13 protein-coding genes are annotated in these 16,122 nt (G+C 29.3%); 1 reads left to right on the top strand and 12 read right to left on the bottom strand.

Annotation, left to right across the window (positions count from 1 at the left end; translation table 11 throughout):
* The coding region (locus ABY298_RS10125) for a hypothetical protein (RefSeq protein ID WP_372745935.1) at nucleotides 1–247 on the top strand (247 nt) is incomplete at its 5' end.
* Nucleotides 248–775: 528 nt separating this feature from the next.
* Here the strand turns inward: ABY298_RS10125 and ABY298_RS10120 are convergent.
* The 12 genes from ABY298_RS10120 to ABY298_RS10065 all read right to left on the bottom strand — a co-directional run bounded on the left by ABY298_RS10120 (nucleotide 776) and on the right by ABY298_RS10065 (nucleotide 15,986).
* The gene (locus ABY298_RS10120) at nucleotides 776–2,158 is read right to left on the bottom strand and encodes a hypothetical protein (protein ID WP_372745934.1); all 1,383 of its coding nucleotides are present in this window, start codon (nucleotides 2,156–2,158) and stop codon (nucleotides 776–778) included.
* Nucleotides 2,159–2,161: 3 nt separating this feature from the next.
* A complete protein-coding gene (locus ABY298_RS10115; protein WP_372745933.1) occupies nucleotides 2,162–4,318 on the bottom strand; it encodes an ATP-binding protein in 2,157 nt (718 codons plus the stop codon).
* Nucleotides 4,306–5,535 carry a DNA cytosine methyltransferase gene (locus ABY298_RS10110; protein ID WP_372745932.1) on the bottom strand — a complete coding sequence of 410 codons (1,230 nt, stop codon included), beginning with the start codon at nucleotides 5,533–5,535 and terminating at the stop codon, nucleotides 4,306–4,308. The genes ABY298_RS10115 and ABY298_RS10110 overlap by 13 nt, the downstream gene beginning before the upstream one ends.
* A gap of 111 nt (nucleotides 5,536–5,646) precedes the next feature.
* Nucleotides 5,647–8,025 (bottom strand): AIPR family protein, encoded by a 2,379-nt coding sequence (locus ABY298_RS10105; RefSeq protein ID WP_372745931.1) that lies wholly within the window; start codon nucleotides 8,023–8,025, stop codon nucleotides 5,647–5,649.
* Nucleotides 8,018–9,007 (bottom strand): PD-(D/E)XK motif protein, encoded by a 990-nt coding sequence (locus ABY298_RS10100; RefSeq protein ID WP_372745930.1) that lies wholly within the window; start codon nucleotides 9,005–9,007, stop codon nucleotides 8,018–8,020. The genes ABY298_RS10105 and ABY298_RS10100 overlap by 8 nt, the downstream gene beginning before the upstream one ends.
* On the bottom strand, nucleotides 8,997–11,771 hold the full coding sequence (locus tag ABY298_RS10095) for a Z1 domain-containing protein (protein WP_372745929.1): 2,775 nt from the start codon (nucleotides 11,769–11,771) through the stop codon (nucleotides 8,997–8,999). The genes ABY298_RS10100 and ABY298_RS10095 overlap by 11 nt, the downstream gene beginning before the upstream one ends.
* A gap of 2 nt (nucleotides 11,772–11,773) precedes the next feature.
* Nucleotides 11,774–13,255: an ATP-binding protein gene (locus tag ABY298_RS10090; protein WP_372745928.1), complete on the bottom strand. Its 1,482-nt coding sequence runs from the start codon at nucleotides 13,253–13,255 to the stop codon at nucleotides 11,774–11,776.
* Nucleotides 13,256–13,666: 411 nt separating this feature from the next.
* Nucleotides 13,667–13,924 (bottom strand): helix-turn-helix domain-containing protein, encoded by a 258-nt coding sequence (locus ABY298_RS10085; RefSeq protein ID WP_372745927.1) that lies wholly within the window; start codon nucleotides 13,922–13,924, stop codon nucleotides 13,667–13,669.
* Between the two features lie 16 nt (nucleotides 13,925–13,940).
* On the bottom strand, nucleotides 13,941–14,339 hold the full coding sequence (locus ABY298_RS10080) for a hypothetical protein (protein WP_372745926.1): 399 nt from the start codon (nucleotides 14,337–14,339) through the stop codon (nucleotides 13,941–13,943).
* A gap of 272 nt (nucleotides 14,340–14,611) precedes the next feature.
* Entirely contained in the window at nucleotides 14,612–14,911 is a 300-nt protein-coding gene (locus ABY298_RS10075) for a helix-turn-helix domain-containing protein (protein ID WP_372745925.1), read from the bottom strand.
* Between the two features lie 41 nt (nucleotides 14,912–14,952).
* Nucleotides 14,953–15,099, bottom strand: coding sequence for a hypothetical protein (locus ABY298_RS10070; RefSeq protein ID WP_372745924.1), 147 nt, complete (start codon nucleotides 15,097–15,099; stop codon nucleotides 14,953–14,955).
* A gap of 194 nt (nucleotides 15,100–15,293) precedes the next feature.
* On the bottom strand, nucleotides 15,294–15,986 hold the full coding sequence (locus tag ABY298_RS10065; RefSeq protein WP_372745923.1) for an ATPase: 693 nt from the start codon (nucleotides 15,984–15,986) through the stop codon (nucleotides 15,294–15,296).
* Between the last annotated feature and the right edge of the window lie 136 nt (nucleotides 15,987–16,122).

The raw sequence follows: 16,122 nt of genomic DNA, 5'->3' as shown, positions 1-16,122 counted from the left end.
GTTGCTTAATCCTTCTAAAGAAATGCACGTTCAAAAAATAACTGAATTGGTTGACAGCCCTTTTATAAATTTAAATGATGATCCAATAAAAATAATGATGAATGAAATGATGTTTGACAGTTTTATCAGACTTGAAATTGAGTATGAAAATTATTGGTTTTATTCAGTAGGTTATTATTCAAATAGATTAAAGACTGACATTCATAGTTTTGGTGTTTTTGGAATGGTGTTCATTCTTTCCAATTAGTAGGATAGGTTATTAAATTAATTTTTGAACAAAATGGTATTTCTCTTTAGTTGAACTGTTGCAAAATATGCAACAGTTGGATTTAAATGTGTTCGTTCATTTTTTTACAGTGTTCAGTGACAATGAACGTGCTAAATTTTTGAACGCTACTAAACAACACAAAGGAGCCTTATTATTTACTTTTATTTATTAAAACACCTATTATGGTGCAATTGATGCTATTTTGGCGCAATCCAAATTTCGTAATTAGACCTATTTCTTTATTGGCTGCACGAATGTTTGTAGTTTGTTGCGTCTATTCTTATGGAAACGGATTTAAAAAGCGCAAAGGCAAAGAGTAAATACTTGCTTTTTTCAGCAAGTTCTTACTGTGCGGAATTGGAAGCTGTATGCAATGGAGTACAACGTAATGGAATACTGCTGTAGATGTAGGGAAATTCTTTACTATAATTTGAATTTTTTCTTTATTATTGAAATCAGTATCCTAAGTTTACAATTCGTAAAAATATTAGCGATATACTATTAAATTTATTTGTCATCTAAGAACAATATTCCTTGTCTACTGATATGTCTTGATAGTTTTGATTGAATTTCAGCTAGTAATTGTTGTCTTGCCCTAAATAATGGGTTTAGATTCTTCAAATTTCCACCTTTGTTGCTTGTAAAGAAGTATCGAAAGTGTAATATCATCACGCAACTAACTTCTTCAAAGAGAAATTTAGGCGAAATGAAAATTGCTTCAGATTTTGTGTCTATATATTCCAAATGTTCTGAATTGATAATCATACCTTTCACGCATCTATTGTATTCGTATTTATTCTGCACATAATCGCACAAAGGTGTTGCTGTCAAGTATACTCTTTTCCAAGTACTTCTTATTTCTTTTCGTTTCGAAGAAGATTTTTTGTTGATTAATTTACTTATTTTAGATTCAGTTTTGTCTTTAATTTCCTCTTCTGTTAATTCAGCCTCAATCTTAGACCTACTGAAAGAATTATTAAGTAATTCTTGAAAAATTGCTTCTGTTTTTGTGTTCTGGTCTTCTATTACTGAACCAGGATATTCTATTGGTTCATTGTCATCAGAAAAAAGCAACTTTTTGTTTATAGAATGAAATGATTCAAATTTTGGGTTATCCGAATCTTCTACAGTTAATTCTTCTGGGTTTTCTATGTCTTTAGAATTAACGCTTTTTTCTAAAGTGTCATTGGCTAAATATGTAAGTGAATTATACGCACTTTTAATTTTTTCAGCAGAATCTTGCTTAAAATAAGCTTTACCTGAATAACTAATACCTAACTTATTAATCAAGTGATTTGCATTGTCAGTCCAGTTTTCATAAGTATGGTATGAACTGAATATTTCTTGCAGGGTTCTATCAGATGCAATATGCACTTGGTTTTCCCAATTTAGAAGATACGAATACGCGAGTTCTGAATTAATGATTTTATTTAATTCTTCTATAATATCAATGTCAGTTTCTGCTTCTTCACTTGAAAAGTTTGGAAAAAAATCTGATTTCACAAAACCTCTAATACTAATTGGTTGTCTATCTTTTAATTCATTATCAAATAAACCCCTAACTAAACTTTCGTGTTCTTTTTGATGGCGACTCCAAAATATTAAAGCATACGGAAAGTTCTGTGGTGATATTACTCTTCTTAAAACATTTATTAATGTGCTTTTTACTAACTTCTCATCTAAAGTAGCTTTTTCATCTACTAAGTTAATATCAAGAAATAAAACTCTAATATCATTAAACCTTGAATCAGCATCAGGTAAATAATCTATATCATTTCCTTTATAAAATGCATAAGGAATTTGATTCTTGGATAAAGCTTTTAGCAACGGTTCTGCCTGTGATATATCATCGTCAATAATGGCAATTCTTCCATTTAAAGGTATATTCATATTTTATTTTTTAAATGCAAAAACTACTGATGCACCATTATTAAATTCTTTTGGAAGTTCAAATTCGCCCTCTTCTGGAAAATATAGTCTACCTTTTTGAGCTTCCATTATTTCACTAGCAATATGTAGACCTAAACCCATACCTCCAGGTTTAGCTGATACAAATGGTTCGGTAATATCATCAGTTGGTATTAGAAAACCAGTACCATTATCTGCAATAATTAAGTTTATGAATTTTTCATCTTCAACTAAATCAAAATATATTCGCTTTTCATAAAGCTCATTCTTCTCTTTTTCTTTAATAGCTTTCTGGTCGAGCCAATAAATAGAATTGTCTATTATATTCATTAAACTTCCAATGAGTAAGTTTTTAGCAACTTTTACTCTTTGTGTTCCTTTATATTCTTTATAACCTTTAGTTATTTGAATTTTATGAGATTCCAAGCGATATTCTGTATTAAACAAAGCTTGCTCAATGATAGTAGTAATACTTTCTGTTGATTGATTTGATTTTCGAATAATATCTGCATATCCATCAATTAAAGAAGATAAATGCTCGACAAGTTTTAGAACTCTTTCAGATGCTTGTTCTGCTTTTAAAACCTTTTCAACTTCATAAATTATTTTTTCTACCTCGTGAACTATTACAGACATACTTAATCCTGCACCAGCTGCTTTTAAAAGGTTTTCACTTAAAATATTAAAGTCTGATTCAATCTTATTGAAATATTTTATAATTTGTTGTCGAATTGGTGTTTCTTTTACTTTTTCCTCAACATATTTTTTTGCTTCACTAAGTGTAGATTTTACTGGTGAAGATTTTGGTGTTGGACCATAAACGTCTTTAAGCTTCTTCTTATCAGGAAATCGCAATGTTTCAATTAAATCTATAGTGTGTAATATTGACGCTCTCAAAGCTTGGTACGCATCGTTTTCTACGAAACCTTCTCGATTTGTTTTTTCAACTAATCCGCTGCTTTCTTTTCTGTCTAATGAAATAGCCGATAGAATGTTGTTATTACTGATACGTTTTGCAGGTTGTTGAAAACGTCTATGGTCTAAATCTAGCCAATCATTTTCCGGCTCTCCGTAATCATAAATTCTTAATCCATCTCTAAAAACTCTAACACCTCCATTTTGGCGAAGATATTTTTTAAACCCTGTTTTATCAGAGACCCCTAATTTTAGAATAAATGGGTCTTGGTCAAAAATATAGCCTTCAAAAGTTATCTTACCAATGTTGAAATGATAAAGATTAATTATTCCTTCTTTGTCAGAAATTTTTGGTGGATATCTTAAATTAATTGAATTATCTATGAGTTCATTTGTTTGGTCAACTTTTCTTGGATATAGTTTATTCATAGTATCCCAAGGTGTAAAATTATACTCAAAGCTTGTAATTTTACTTCCTTCTAAAGTTACCTTGTAATTGAATAATGAATACTCTTTTACATCTTCCCAATTCAATAATCCATCAAACCAATTGGGTTTATCTAAAACACCAAAACTAGGTTTAAACGAATCATTTTTTTCAAAAGGTGAAGCTAGTGCAGTTATTGACCTTTTAACTTCTCTAGCCATACCGCGAGACCAATTCTTTCGCAAATTGGAAATTAAAATATTTGTCCCTGTTTTACCATCTTTAAACAAAATGGGATTTGGTCTTTCTTTAATAGTAATTGGGACATCTTCCAAGTATTTATAATTTTCAAAATCAGTCCAATTAATTTTAACAAAAACCTCATTTTCATTTTCAGCTTTTGTTGTCATTTCAATTATATTACCAAGTTTGTGGACACCAAACCTTCCAATACCTTTTTCTCCAATTGGTAACCTATTAAACTTTGGTGAAGTTTCTTGATTTTTAATTTTTTGTGATTTAAAATCACTGCCTGGTTCAAGCCATACATTCTCTACTATGTCAGGACTCATTCCATAACCGTCATCTTCAATAATTATTATTCCTTCATTTGGAGTATCTACATTGTCCATATAGATATTTACTATGGTTGCGTCAGCATCATAAGAGTTCTTAACTAATTCTACTAAAGCAATGCTTTCGTTTTTAATTAGTTGGTCTCCGAGTTGAAGAAGTAAACGAGCTCTGGGTTTGAACCTTACGGGTCTTTCTTCTTCGTTTTTTTTATTTAAATCTGACATAAATATTTTTTCATTGATTTTGCAATGGCATTTGCCATTAATGGAGGTACTGCATTCCCAATTTGTCTGAATGCAGCTGAGCGAGAACCTTCAAAATAAAAATCATCTGGAAATGATTGTAATCTTGCAGCTTCTCTTACTGATATTGAACGACATTGTTTTATATCTGGATGAATGTAATAATGACCGTCTTTGGCTATGTGAGCTACAACTGTATGAGAAACACCATTTCCATTTACAACTTTGTATCTATCTGTAAATGAATTCTCATTTTTGTGAGTTTTCAATTCTTGAGGTAAATCTGGATATTTTAAACGTTCTTCCGATTTATCCCATTTTTGAATGGCTGTTTTGTAAATTTTTAAATCTCTATCGTTATGTGGTCGTGATATGTGTTGTGTCACAAAATCGACACCATTTCTTAATTCGAATTTCTCTAAATATTCGTTTTTGATTTGAGTATAATTTGCAACTTGCATTGCATCACCAGGCTTTAATTTAGGTAAATCGATTAATGCATCATTAGTTGTATAATCATTGATAATTTTTTCTACTTCTGGAAAACCAAAATCTACATCTTTTTTCCAACCAACAATAATTATTCTTTTTCTAGCTTGAAGGACTCCATAATCTGAAGCAACTAATGTATTATGATACACTTCATATCCAATTTTACGGAAGTATGCTTTTAGATTTTTAAAATGTTGACCTTTATTAGCACTTAACAGACCTGGGACGTTTTCAAAAACAAAAGCTTTTGGTTCATAATGCTTTAAAAACCTACCATATTGAATGTATAGTTTGTTTCTAGGATCATTTTCAATATTTTCTTGATGACGACCTAATAATGAGTATGCTTGACAAGGAGGCCCTCCAATAATTAAATCAACTTTTTGCTTATTTAAAGTCTTATCAATTTTAGAAAAAATCGGCTTAATAGAATCATCCGTAATTTCAATATTTAATACAGTATCTAGTATTTTTTCTGGAACTTCATTATACAATTCTTCTCTTGTAATATTTCCTTTTAAATAATCGTTGTAAATATTGTCCTTTTTATTTTTTACAAGAAAATGATAGGCCGCTCTAGTTCTAATTGAATCACAAGCTTCTTTATCCATTTCAATATGTGAAATAGGGTTAAAACCAGCTTTTATAAAGCCTTCCGACATTCCGGATGCCCCAGCGAATAAATCTATGAAGTTTATTTTGTTCATTTTCAGGGATATACAATTTTTTATCAAGTTCTACAAATATATGCATATATAACAAGAATTACAACGCACCTACTTGCTCTTTAAAATGATAATTATGAAATAAATTATTCCTTAAATTTTTATTCCAAATTTTTTCATTTTATTTAAAGCATCATTTACAATTTGCAAACGTTTCAAATCAATACTTTCTTGTTTTTTTAATTTTAACATTACTGTTTTAATAACACTAACTTCTTTAAAACTTAATTTACCTGTTTGCTCGCCAAGCCCTATTACTTTTTTCCAAGTTTCATTATCGACTAATTTCAATCTATTGTAAATAACAATAGGGTCTATTAATTCCTTTTCATCTAGCTTACTTAACTTTTTAATATTCTCAAAATCAATATTCTGATTATTTAAAATATCTATAATCATACCTCCTTTTTCAATTTCAACATCTGTTAAATTACCATTCCGTGATAACTTCCCTTTAATATTGAACACATAATTTTGCTCAACCGCTGATAAACAGTCTTGACGAATCATATACAAACATAAACCATCCCAAAAAGACAATCCTAATGAAGTTATTTTCTCCATTGTTTCATATCTCTTTGTTTCAGATACCTCATCAACATTTAATTCATATCTCGCTTTATAATCTTCATCTGAAATCAAATATGGTTTTATACTATCCATATTTAAAGAAAAATCTTTGGTTTCTTTTAAAAGATTCCAAGTCTTCTCACTTTTTGCAGCTTCACTTATTAAAGCTACGTCTAAATTGTTTAAAAATTGATAAACTCTAATTAAGAGTCGTTTTAATTCTTGTTGTAATTTTTCTTCCACTATTTGAGTTCTCCATATCTTTCCCAAATCGAGTTTATTATTTGTTAAATAATGAAAATAAGATAAACAATATCCTACAGTATGCGATTTAATGTTTGTATCTCCTATTGGATCTTGATTTTTTCTACCAAATAATTTATCGGTTGTATTAAACAAAATTGCATTTGCTACTAAGTCTTCCCAATAAATCCTACTTGGTTTATCTTTTTTGAATTTCACTTCAATATCACGCATAAAAGATGTGTAATTCTTTTGTGAACCTTTTGAAACGTGGTAAGGATGTAAATTCCAAACATTAATATATTTTGCTACTTCAGATTTAATTATTACCTGATTTCTAGGATATTTTAATTTGAAAGCATTTTGTTTACTTACGGTTGGCTCTTTATTCAAAGCCTCTTTATATTGCCCCTTTACACGTTCAAAGAACCAAATTGTTTGCTTATTTTTATCTTCAGGATCAATGGCATATGTAGTCTGAGACAGTTCTTCAAGTCGTTGTAAAAATGGACTATTTGATGTTAAGTCCAATTCTGAAACTTTATTTTGGCTATTTGCATACCTAGAAATAAAAGGAACCGTTTCATTTTTCTTTTCTTCATCTTTAATAACTGTCAACTTCATTTGCACGAAAACCTTTGATAAATCAACGGGAAACAATTTATTTTTAGCTGTATGAAATAATGAAGCTGTAGTTTGTCCTCCATTTACGATTTGAAAATCCTTTACAGAAGTAATAACTCTTTGACCATTTGCATCAATTTTTGTTTTTACTTCTTGAGCTGTTGTTGCTAGTCCATTATTATATGGTAAAAACATATGAGGTTCTTTTCTAATAGTATCTCTCATTCCTCTATTTATCTTACCTGTTTGTTGCAAAAAAGCTCTTACATTACTTTCCAATAACCTTGTGCCATAATTTCTATACAAACCTGAAAGCACAGTTCCAGACACTATCGAGAGATAGCATTCGTATAACTCACTCTTAGAAGGCATCTCTAAACAAGGTAACACTTCACCCATCATTTCTTCAAAATCAATTTCAATAGGTTCTCTATTGCCAGTAGATTGTGCTAATCTATGTAATCTTTCTACATCCCAAACCTTGAAATTTATAAGGATATCATCTATATTTTTCAATGTAAATTTAGTCGGAGGATCGTGTGGAATTTCACCATTAGAAAGAATAAAAATATTAATTCGGATAATATTTTTCTTTTGTTTTTGCAATATTTTAGCTAATCCATAAGCTTCAGTTGAAGGTTCAATTTCATTTAAATATCCTTTCAAAGCTGCATTTATAAAACCAGTTGACCATTTTATAATTTTGTCGAAATCCGCCTTTGGCACACGATATAATTCATTTATATCTCGATAATGAGAAATGAAAATATCAATATTTTCGTAACCTTCTTCTAAGGCATAACCATTGATTTTAAATTCTATATTTTCAAACTTATTTTCTTTTATATACTGACATACCCGAACTCCTTCTGTTTCACCAGCTTCGGTTAAAATTTCCATTACGTATTCTGTGAATTTATTTTCTTTAGAATCTCCATTTTCATCGGAGTACACTAAAGATTGTATTTCGTGAAATAAGTTTTGGATAAATAATTCTAATTCAAAATCTGTATTTTTGTTTTTAACATTAATCATTGAGCAATTCTTTTTTAAGACAACTATATTCTACTTCAAATTTTTTAAAATCTATTGGTGAAATTTCATAAGAAACTTTAGAAATTTCTTCGTTTAACATTGATTTAATAATTTTAGGGAATTCCTCAGAAACTTGATAGTACTTTTCATCCCGAACAACATATCCAGTATTGTTATACTCTTCTTCAGTTTCAGGCAACACTCCTAGGCTCTCCAGTTTTAAATCAAACTCTCTTAATAGTTGTGAATTTTCACTTAGATTTCTTCTAATTTCTACTATAAGTTTTAGTAATGTCTGATTCTCATCTGGATATTCATTCAATTTAAAAAATGCAATATGAAGACTTTTCAACCCAGCGATATCCAATTGTAATTCATTAGAAATTTTAATCGTTGGGTTATTGGATTTTGATGTTTTAACCTCAACAACTTTTTGGTCAAAGTAAAAATCTTGGTTTGCTCCAGTTGGAGCTTGCCAGGCATTTATAATAAAATCGTATTTATTTGAATCTTGTAGTAGTTTATTTAAAAAATATAATTCCCCAAATAAACCTCTTTGCTTTTCAGGACTTAACAATCCATTGGAATATTTCCCAAAAAGCTTTTTCCAATAATTTATACGGCTAGCTATTGCTAATAAAGCTTCATCAGTATTATTAACCATTAACAAAGATTTAATTATATCTTCTATAAATAGAATGAAAATCTCTGATAATTCTTCTTCTAAAAGTATAATTGTTAGCTCATTATTTCCATCAATAGATGGCAAAACTTGAACCTCAACACCAATAAATCTTTTCAAATAATTTGAATGAATTTTTTTATCTGGCTCGATTTGTAATGTGAAAAATTTAGCTTTAGAAAATGAAATCGTACCTATATAACATTTTACATTTATAATTTCACTAATACGATATTTAATCACTTCATTTTTAAAAGAAGTAATTTGACTATCCCAAATATTTTTAATGTTAGTCATCATCTTCTAAATCATCATCTTCTTGTGAATAATCGACATCAAATTCTACTTTACGAGCAGCAAATTCTACTTTTATTTCATCTTTAAATTCTGGTATAATTATACCAAAACCAATTAAAGGTGTTTTGTGATTTAAATCGTCTGAAATTCTTGGATCAAAGGGCATTAATACTAAAAGTGGCTGTTGAAGACGATTCCTTTCAGTTTTTATTTTTTCTTCAGAAGGACTTGATTCCTTTAAATCTAAATCTATTTTTCTATGGCTTTTATCCAAAATAGCATTTTTCCCATTTCTAACTTTTAACTCTTTGCCTTCATAAAAATCTCTAGCTGGTAGACCTCCTTCAATAAATTCATTATTAATTTGAAAGGAATGTGTTTTAGTTTCTAAACCTTCAAGTTTTCCTTTAGCTCTTACTTTTTTACCTGAATTTAAAATTAAAGCAACTGACCAGTTATTTAATAACCCAGCTTCATTTTGCTTGCCAATATAACTTGAAAGCATTTCAGTATTATGATAGTTTTGTTGATATGATAAAAGAAAATCTATTATCGGTAATGCTTGCACATTTTTCCACAAAATAGTATTTGATTCAACTTTAATTGGTGTATTTAATTTTGAAAGTAATTGCTCAAAGCTTAAATAATTAGAATTTACTATTTTTTGATTTTTTTCAAAAATAAATGTTTGGATTGTAAATCCTGAATAACCAACATTTATGACTTCGTGGTCTCTCATTTTTCCTGCTCCGGTAATGCTCAATCTGTTTATAGAAACCATTTCAGGATGCGTTCGAACCTTTAATTGATAATCAATAGGTCTCATATTTTGAGCCGCCATTTTATCAAAATCAGTTTTCATTTCTTCGGTAGCTAATGTTATATGTTGATACCAATTAATCAATTGTTCAGTAGTAAATAACCTACACAAATCAACATATCCTGGTCGATACCCAAACCAACGCCCCATTTGCATTAAGGAATCATATAAGCGAGTTGCTCTTAAATAATAACTTACCGACAAACCTTCTAAAGTAATACCTCTAGCTAAGCGATTACCTCCAACAGCAATTACAGACATACCGTTTTCATAAGCTCCATAATTAATATCTTCAATATTATGATATTCCAGCAGTCTGGTATTTTTTGTTCCGTGAACAGCCCTCACTTGTATTTTTGTTACAGCATCAATTAAAACTGATCTTACATCTATCCAAGCGTGTTGTTTTATTTTTCTGTCATTGTATGAAAGGTTGTTTAATACATTTTCAGTTGTTGACTTGAAATCATCCTCAAATAATTCTTCTAATTCATTTAAAAGAGTTCCTTGACCTGATTTAATTTGCAATTCATAATCCCTCATTATTTCATTTACCAACCAAGCAATTCGGTCTATCCATTTTACATATAAAGCAACGTGTACCAACATTGAATTATGTTTATTTTCCTGACCTCTTAGTCTTCTGATAGCACACGTTAAAATAAAGGATTTAATTGCTTTTTTTAAACTTGAAGGAACATTATCAGGTAATTCATCCTTATTATTCTTATTTAATTTAATAGGGAAATATGGTTCTTGATCTTCTGCAGCTCTTATAACATCTAAACCTTCATATTGTTCTCCTGTATCATCATTTTCAAAACCAAATACTTGTACTGCTCCAATATAATTTGAAGGAGGAGGAATATTAACAATAAAGTCACGAGGGAAAAGATCCTCTCCAACTTTTAACCGAACATCTCTAACCATAGTTTCGAGGGTATCACTCCAAGAAGAAGGAATAAAAATATTTGCATATGGAGTTGCTGTATATCCTATAAACGTATTTTGATTAAATAGATTTAATAACGTTCTTATTAATCTATTAATAGTTTTTACATCTAATTCAGTACCCGAATTTACGGAAGCATTATCTGCTTCATCATCAATTAAAAGTAATGGGCAATTGAATATTTTTTTATCACCGTTTTCACCCTCAGCTGCAAATTGGTGCAACCATAAAATAAGATTCTCAAGAATGTTCTTATTTTTTTTAATAACCAATACCGTAGGACTTTGACCACCAATTGGAACATTAATCCTAGTTGCAATATCTCTCTTGAAATCACCTTTAGCATCTGATGATGTAAATGAATATATCTCAGTATCAGCATTGATTTCTCCAACACCTATTTTAATATTTCTTTGTCTTAGAATGAAATCAGAACTATCTCTACCTATAAAGCCTTCATCAATTCTATTTTGTGTTTGCGCTCTTAAACTATTATGGATTCCAGCAATAACAATAATTAATTTATAACCAGCATCTGTAGCTTTATTAATTAATCCCGTATAATTAGCTGTTTTACCAGATTGTACGTTTCCAACAACCATACCTCGTCTATCCCAACTTCCTTTCGTTTTAGGATTTACACATTTATCAAGAATTTTATCTGTAATATCATCAATACTGTCCATAGGAAAGGAGGCATCCTTTTGGTTCATATAAATTCTATATCTATCCCATAGATCAGGTTTAATTTTTGATTTCTCATCAAATAGCCAAGGTTTAACATCTTCAGCAACTAAGGAAGTTGCTTCTTTAGAATAGACTTCAAAATCTGCTTCAAGTTGAGAAATAAGCTCTTCTTTATCAATACCAATAAAGCCTGGCATCAAAAATATATTTTCTACTTCTTTAGAAATGATTTCATTTGTAACTGCTTTCCTTTCATATTTCTGAAGGAGTACGTGTGCAATATTTCTTGCACTTTTAAGTAAATTCATAATTATTTAAGATATTCTAAAAGTTGTGGGTACTCGTTAAAAGGTTGTATATTTAATATTTGTTTAATTGCTAATTCATTGCTTACCCCTGTTTGTTTTAAGGAGTCAAACATCATTTTAGCTAATTGGATTGTTCCTTCGTCAAGTTCTATATTCTCATCTCTTAATTCTAGACTTTCTGGATTTTCACTGTAATTTTGTATAATTGCTTCAAGAGGTGTTGCTTTTCCAATTAACTTCAAAACTGATTTAAAATCTTTTTTTGAAATAGCATCATTTTCTAAATACTTTGTAATTATTGGATGCTCTTCATTGATATAGTAATTAATCGCTTTATCTCGTTGTCTTGTTGCTTTCCAAATTGGTTGAAAATCAAAACTTGAAATGGAATCATCCAACATTATTTGGTTACCTCTAAAACGATAAATGTTAGCAGCAGCTAAACGTGTCATTTTACCAAGTCTTATTAAATCTTTTCTTATAGAAACAGAAGGTGTTGCCGTTGCTTTTTTAATGTCAATTTTCCAATCGTGATCCAATTTATTTGGAATATCAATAAGTATTCTAGCATTTTTATAATGTTCATTTTTAGCAAATAAACCTAACCAATCTCCATATAATAACAATCTTTCATTTCTATAAATATAAAAACCTTGTAATTTATACCAATTTTCAGTTTTTGCTTTCAGTCTTTCTTCTTCACTAATTTTGGATATATGCGGCAATACATAGCACTTGACTTGTACATTATCATTTTCTAAAAACTCATCACTAATTAACTGGCCTCCATCTTCATTTTTCATAAATGGATCCCAAGGTTTAATTGCAACACCATTTATCCATAATTTTAATTTTCTTTTTTCAAGGTATCGATGAAAAACTAAACTAAGATGCAATTCTACTAATGAAAATTCTTCTAAAAAAACTTTACGTGCAGCTTCATTTTCAATATGAGCATTCCCGACTAATCGATCTAAATTTTCCCATAGAACAATTGTTCCATTTTCTTGATTTGAGAGTTTATCGATATAACTTTCATTTGAAATATAATCAAGTAAATTCCATTTACCAGTTGAATTTACAAAGTCTAAGTCCCAACATCTTTTCAAGGTGTTAAATCCAGCTTTTTTAGTTGCAACTGTTAATGTTTTACATTGTGAAAAAGAGGATGTTTTTAAACCTAAACCAAATCGACCTAGGTCACTAACATCTCTTTCTTCATTAGGATCTTTACTACCTGGAGTCATTGCATCTATCAATGCTTCTTTTTCCATTCCTTCTCCATCGTCTTCAATAGTTACCCAAGAATCTTTCCCAATCCATTCGTAATTTATCCATACGTTTTGAGATTTAGCAGAAATGCTATTATCTATAATATCGGCAATTGCAGTTTGTAAATTGTAACCAAATGCTCTGAAGGTATTTATCATTGCACTTGCTTTCGGAGGGGTTTCTTCCGATATAAAATTTGAAAAGTTTTTCATAGCGTTTGTAGAACTTTTTTGAAATTTTAAAAATGTAAAATTTATATTATTTGATAAAATGTAAAATGCATTATATCAAAGAAGGTTAAAAGTAACTAAAATAAATGATGTGTTTTATGATAAATGTTAATTTTTACACTGTTTTTTAAAAGTTGGTTGATACCCTTTAAAAAATGAAGTTTTTAATTAAGTTTTCAATTAATTATTTTATACTTGACGTATTAGGTTTTCATAGATCTAATCTTTTTAAATCCACTTTCCCAATTTCTATATTAAATTTGAATCTTGAATTAGTGAAGATTATTCATTTTAAATTAAATTTTGAATATACTTTAGTTCCTTTTTAAACAATTATCCAATTGTCTTAAAAAGTAGCATCTCCAGTTGTACGTAGTAAAAAATATTTGGAATTTAAAATTGCTTATTTTTTATATTGTCATAAATTGAAAAATCAAAATCTAAATACCAAGAGAATTTTAACAAATAATCGATACTAAAACTAAATTTACCATTTTCAATCTTGGAAATAGTAGAACGATCAATTTTCATAATCTCCGATAATTGAATTTGACTATACCCTCTTTTTTCACGAATCTCCCTAATGGATTCTCCGATTTTAATACGGTGATTTATTATAAAGTCATTATTCAAACTTTCTGGTTTGTTCATCTATAATAAATTTCTTTTAGTTAACAAATAACATTCCAAAATGCTCTTTACCTTGATTATCAATAATTGTTAGAAAAACGTTAGTTTTAACACCATCAATTTCTTTTGATAGATCTAGATCTATTTTTTGTTCTCTTACGCTTATTACTTTTCCTTCAACTTGCGAATTGTCTGATTTATTAATAGTAACGTAGTGACCAATTAAATCTTGGGTGTTAACCTCTACAACTTCCAAATCACTTAAACGAACAGTATTTATAGGAGGAAATGCTAAACCTGTATTTAATGCTTGAATATCTGCCCTAGGTCTATCACCCTCATCAATAACTTCTAGAATTACATATAATTGATTTGGATTTTCATCTTCCAAAGGTGTGTGAAATTTGGCTATCTGACCTTTTTTAAGTGGTTTCATTTGAATTTTTTTATAGAACAAATATAGTAAAAATAACTTAAATAGTGCAATATATTGAACATAATAATTAATTAAAAAATTCAAGAAATAATCTGTACTATATATTTCAAAACTAATTAAATTGTCTAAATAACAATTTAAAAAATCTGTTTTTTTATAATATTTATTCTATCTTTGAATTATTAGGTTTTCATAGGCCTAAATCTTTTTCATAGCAATTTTTTTTAAAAAGCTCCTTTCTAGGAGCTTTTTTATTTATGCTTTATGGAATATTAATTGTAACGACGAAATGGAATTTCGGTAAGAGCTTCTTCTATCTCATTGCTTTTATATCTGATTAAATTTCCAATACGGTACGGTTTTAGAATTCCTTTCTTATTCCAGTCGGATATAGTTACCATAGAAATTTTAAAAATTTCAGCTACTTGCTTCCGGGTTAGGTATTCTAGTGGTTTTTCTTTTTTTGTTTCAAGAAGTAATTCTTGAATAACTTCTTTTAGACTACAGATTAATTCTTCTTTAAATTCTGAAGGTGTGATGTTGTGTAGTAAAATGGTTGATTCTGATCCCATAATTTATTCATTTTAAACCTATTAAAATTATGAAATATTTTTTAAGTTCTTTTATCAATAGAATTTTGACTAAAGCTTATTAAATTAAACATTGCTCTTAATCTGCTTCTAACCTTATTACCGTAATGTTTTTCAATTTCTTTTGCGTTGAGGTTTGTGGTGATGTGGGTTTTCTTTTCTTTTTCCATCGCTGAAAAAGAAACAAAAAATCTAGGCTTACGAACTTATCTCTAAATTTTTCAATCACTTTCTAAATTTTAGGAACTCGCAAAGAATGATTGACAAATTGACTAAAATTACGCTTAGCTCAAACAGCCTAAAATTTTACGAATTCTCTTTTCAAATTTTACGAGCTATGTTCGGTAGGCCGGCTTAAAATCTATTATCTTTTATCCTTAGAGTTTTTATCGAAACTGACGAGGTTAAACATTGCTCTTAATCTGCTTCTTACTCTATTACCATATCTTTTTTCAATTTCTTGTGCGTTTAGGTTTGTTGTGATGTGGGTTTTTGCTCTGAACTTGGTTTGATGAGATCCTGAAACAAGTTCAGGATGACGAGTAAAAAGGTCATAGCGCGATAGTAAAATTTCTCCTAATACGTTGAGGTCTTTTCCGTAATGGCTTCCTGTTGGTTCTACTCCTAAATCATCAAAACAGTAATTTTTTGTTTGATTGTATTGCTCCAGGGTTTCAAAACCGGATGCGTTGAAGCTGAATACAATGTTTCTTGTTGGAATAATTTCATAGCTTGTTTTATGTGGTGCAAGATGTAATAATAACTTCATCAATGATGTTTTCCCACAACCTACTGGACCTGTCAATAATATTCCTTTGTTGGTATCAATTCCCATTTGAGCACAGCTGTAATGATCTTGAATGTAATAGCAACATAATTTAAAAATTAGAGGTTCATCTTCTTTGTAGATTTTAAAGTTTTTGCCAAATAGCAAATGTCCTTTGATGTTGAGGTAAGTTTTTATTTTTTCGAAATCATAGTGAATTACATTATCTCTGATTTCTCCAATTTGAAATTTTGAGGTTCCTTCGGTTTTGATGTGAGGTGTTGGTTTCATAGTGGTTTTTCTTTAATTGATTTTTAATGCTTTTTCATTTTTGTCTTGACACAAAAACGAAACAAAAAAGTCAAGCCTTGGATTTTCGCCGGTCAAATAAGTTTTTGAATCCTAAAAGAAATGAACTCGCTGCGCT

The organism is Lutibacter sp. (assembly GCF_041596795.1).
Classification (GTDB): domain Bacteria; phylum Bacteroidota; class Bacteroidia; order Flavobacteriales; family Flavobacteriaceae; genus Lutibacter.
The sequence above is the reverse complement of the archived record's forward strand: the minus strand, read 5'-3'. Positions and strand labels throughout refer to the sequence as shown.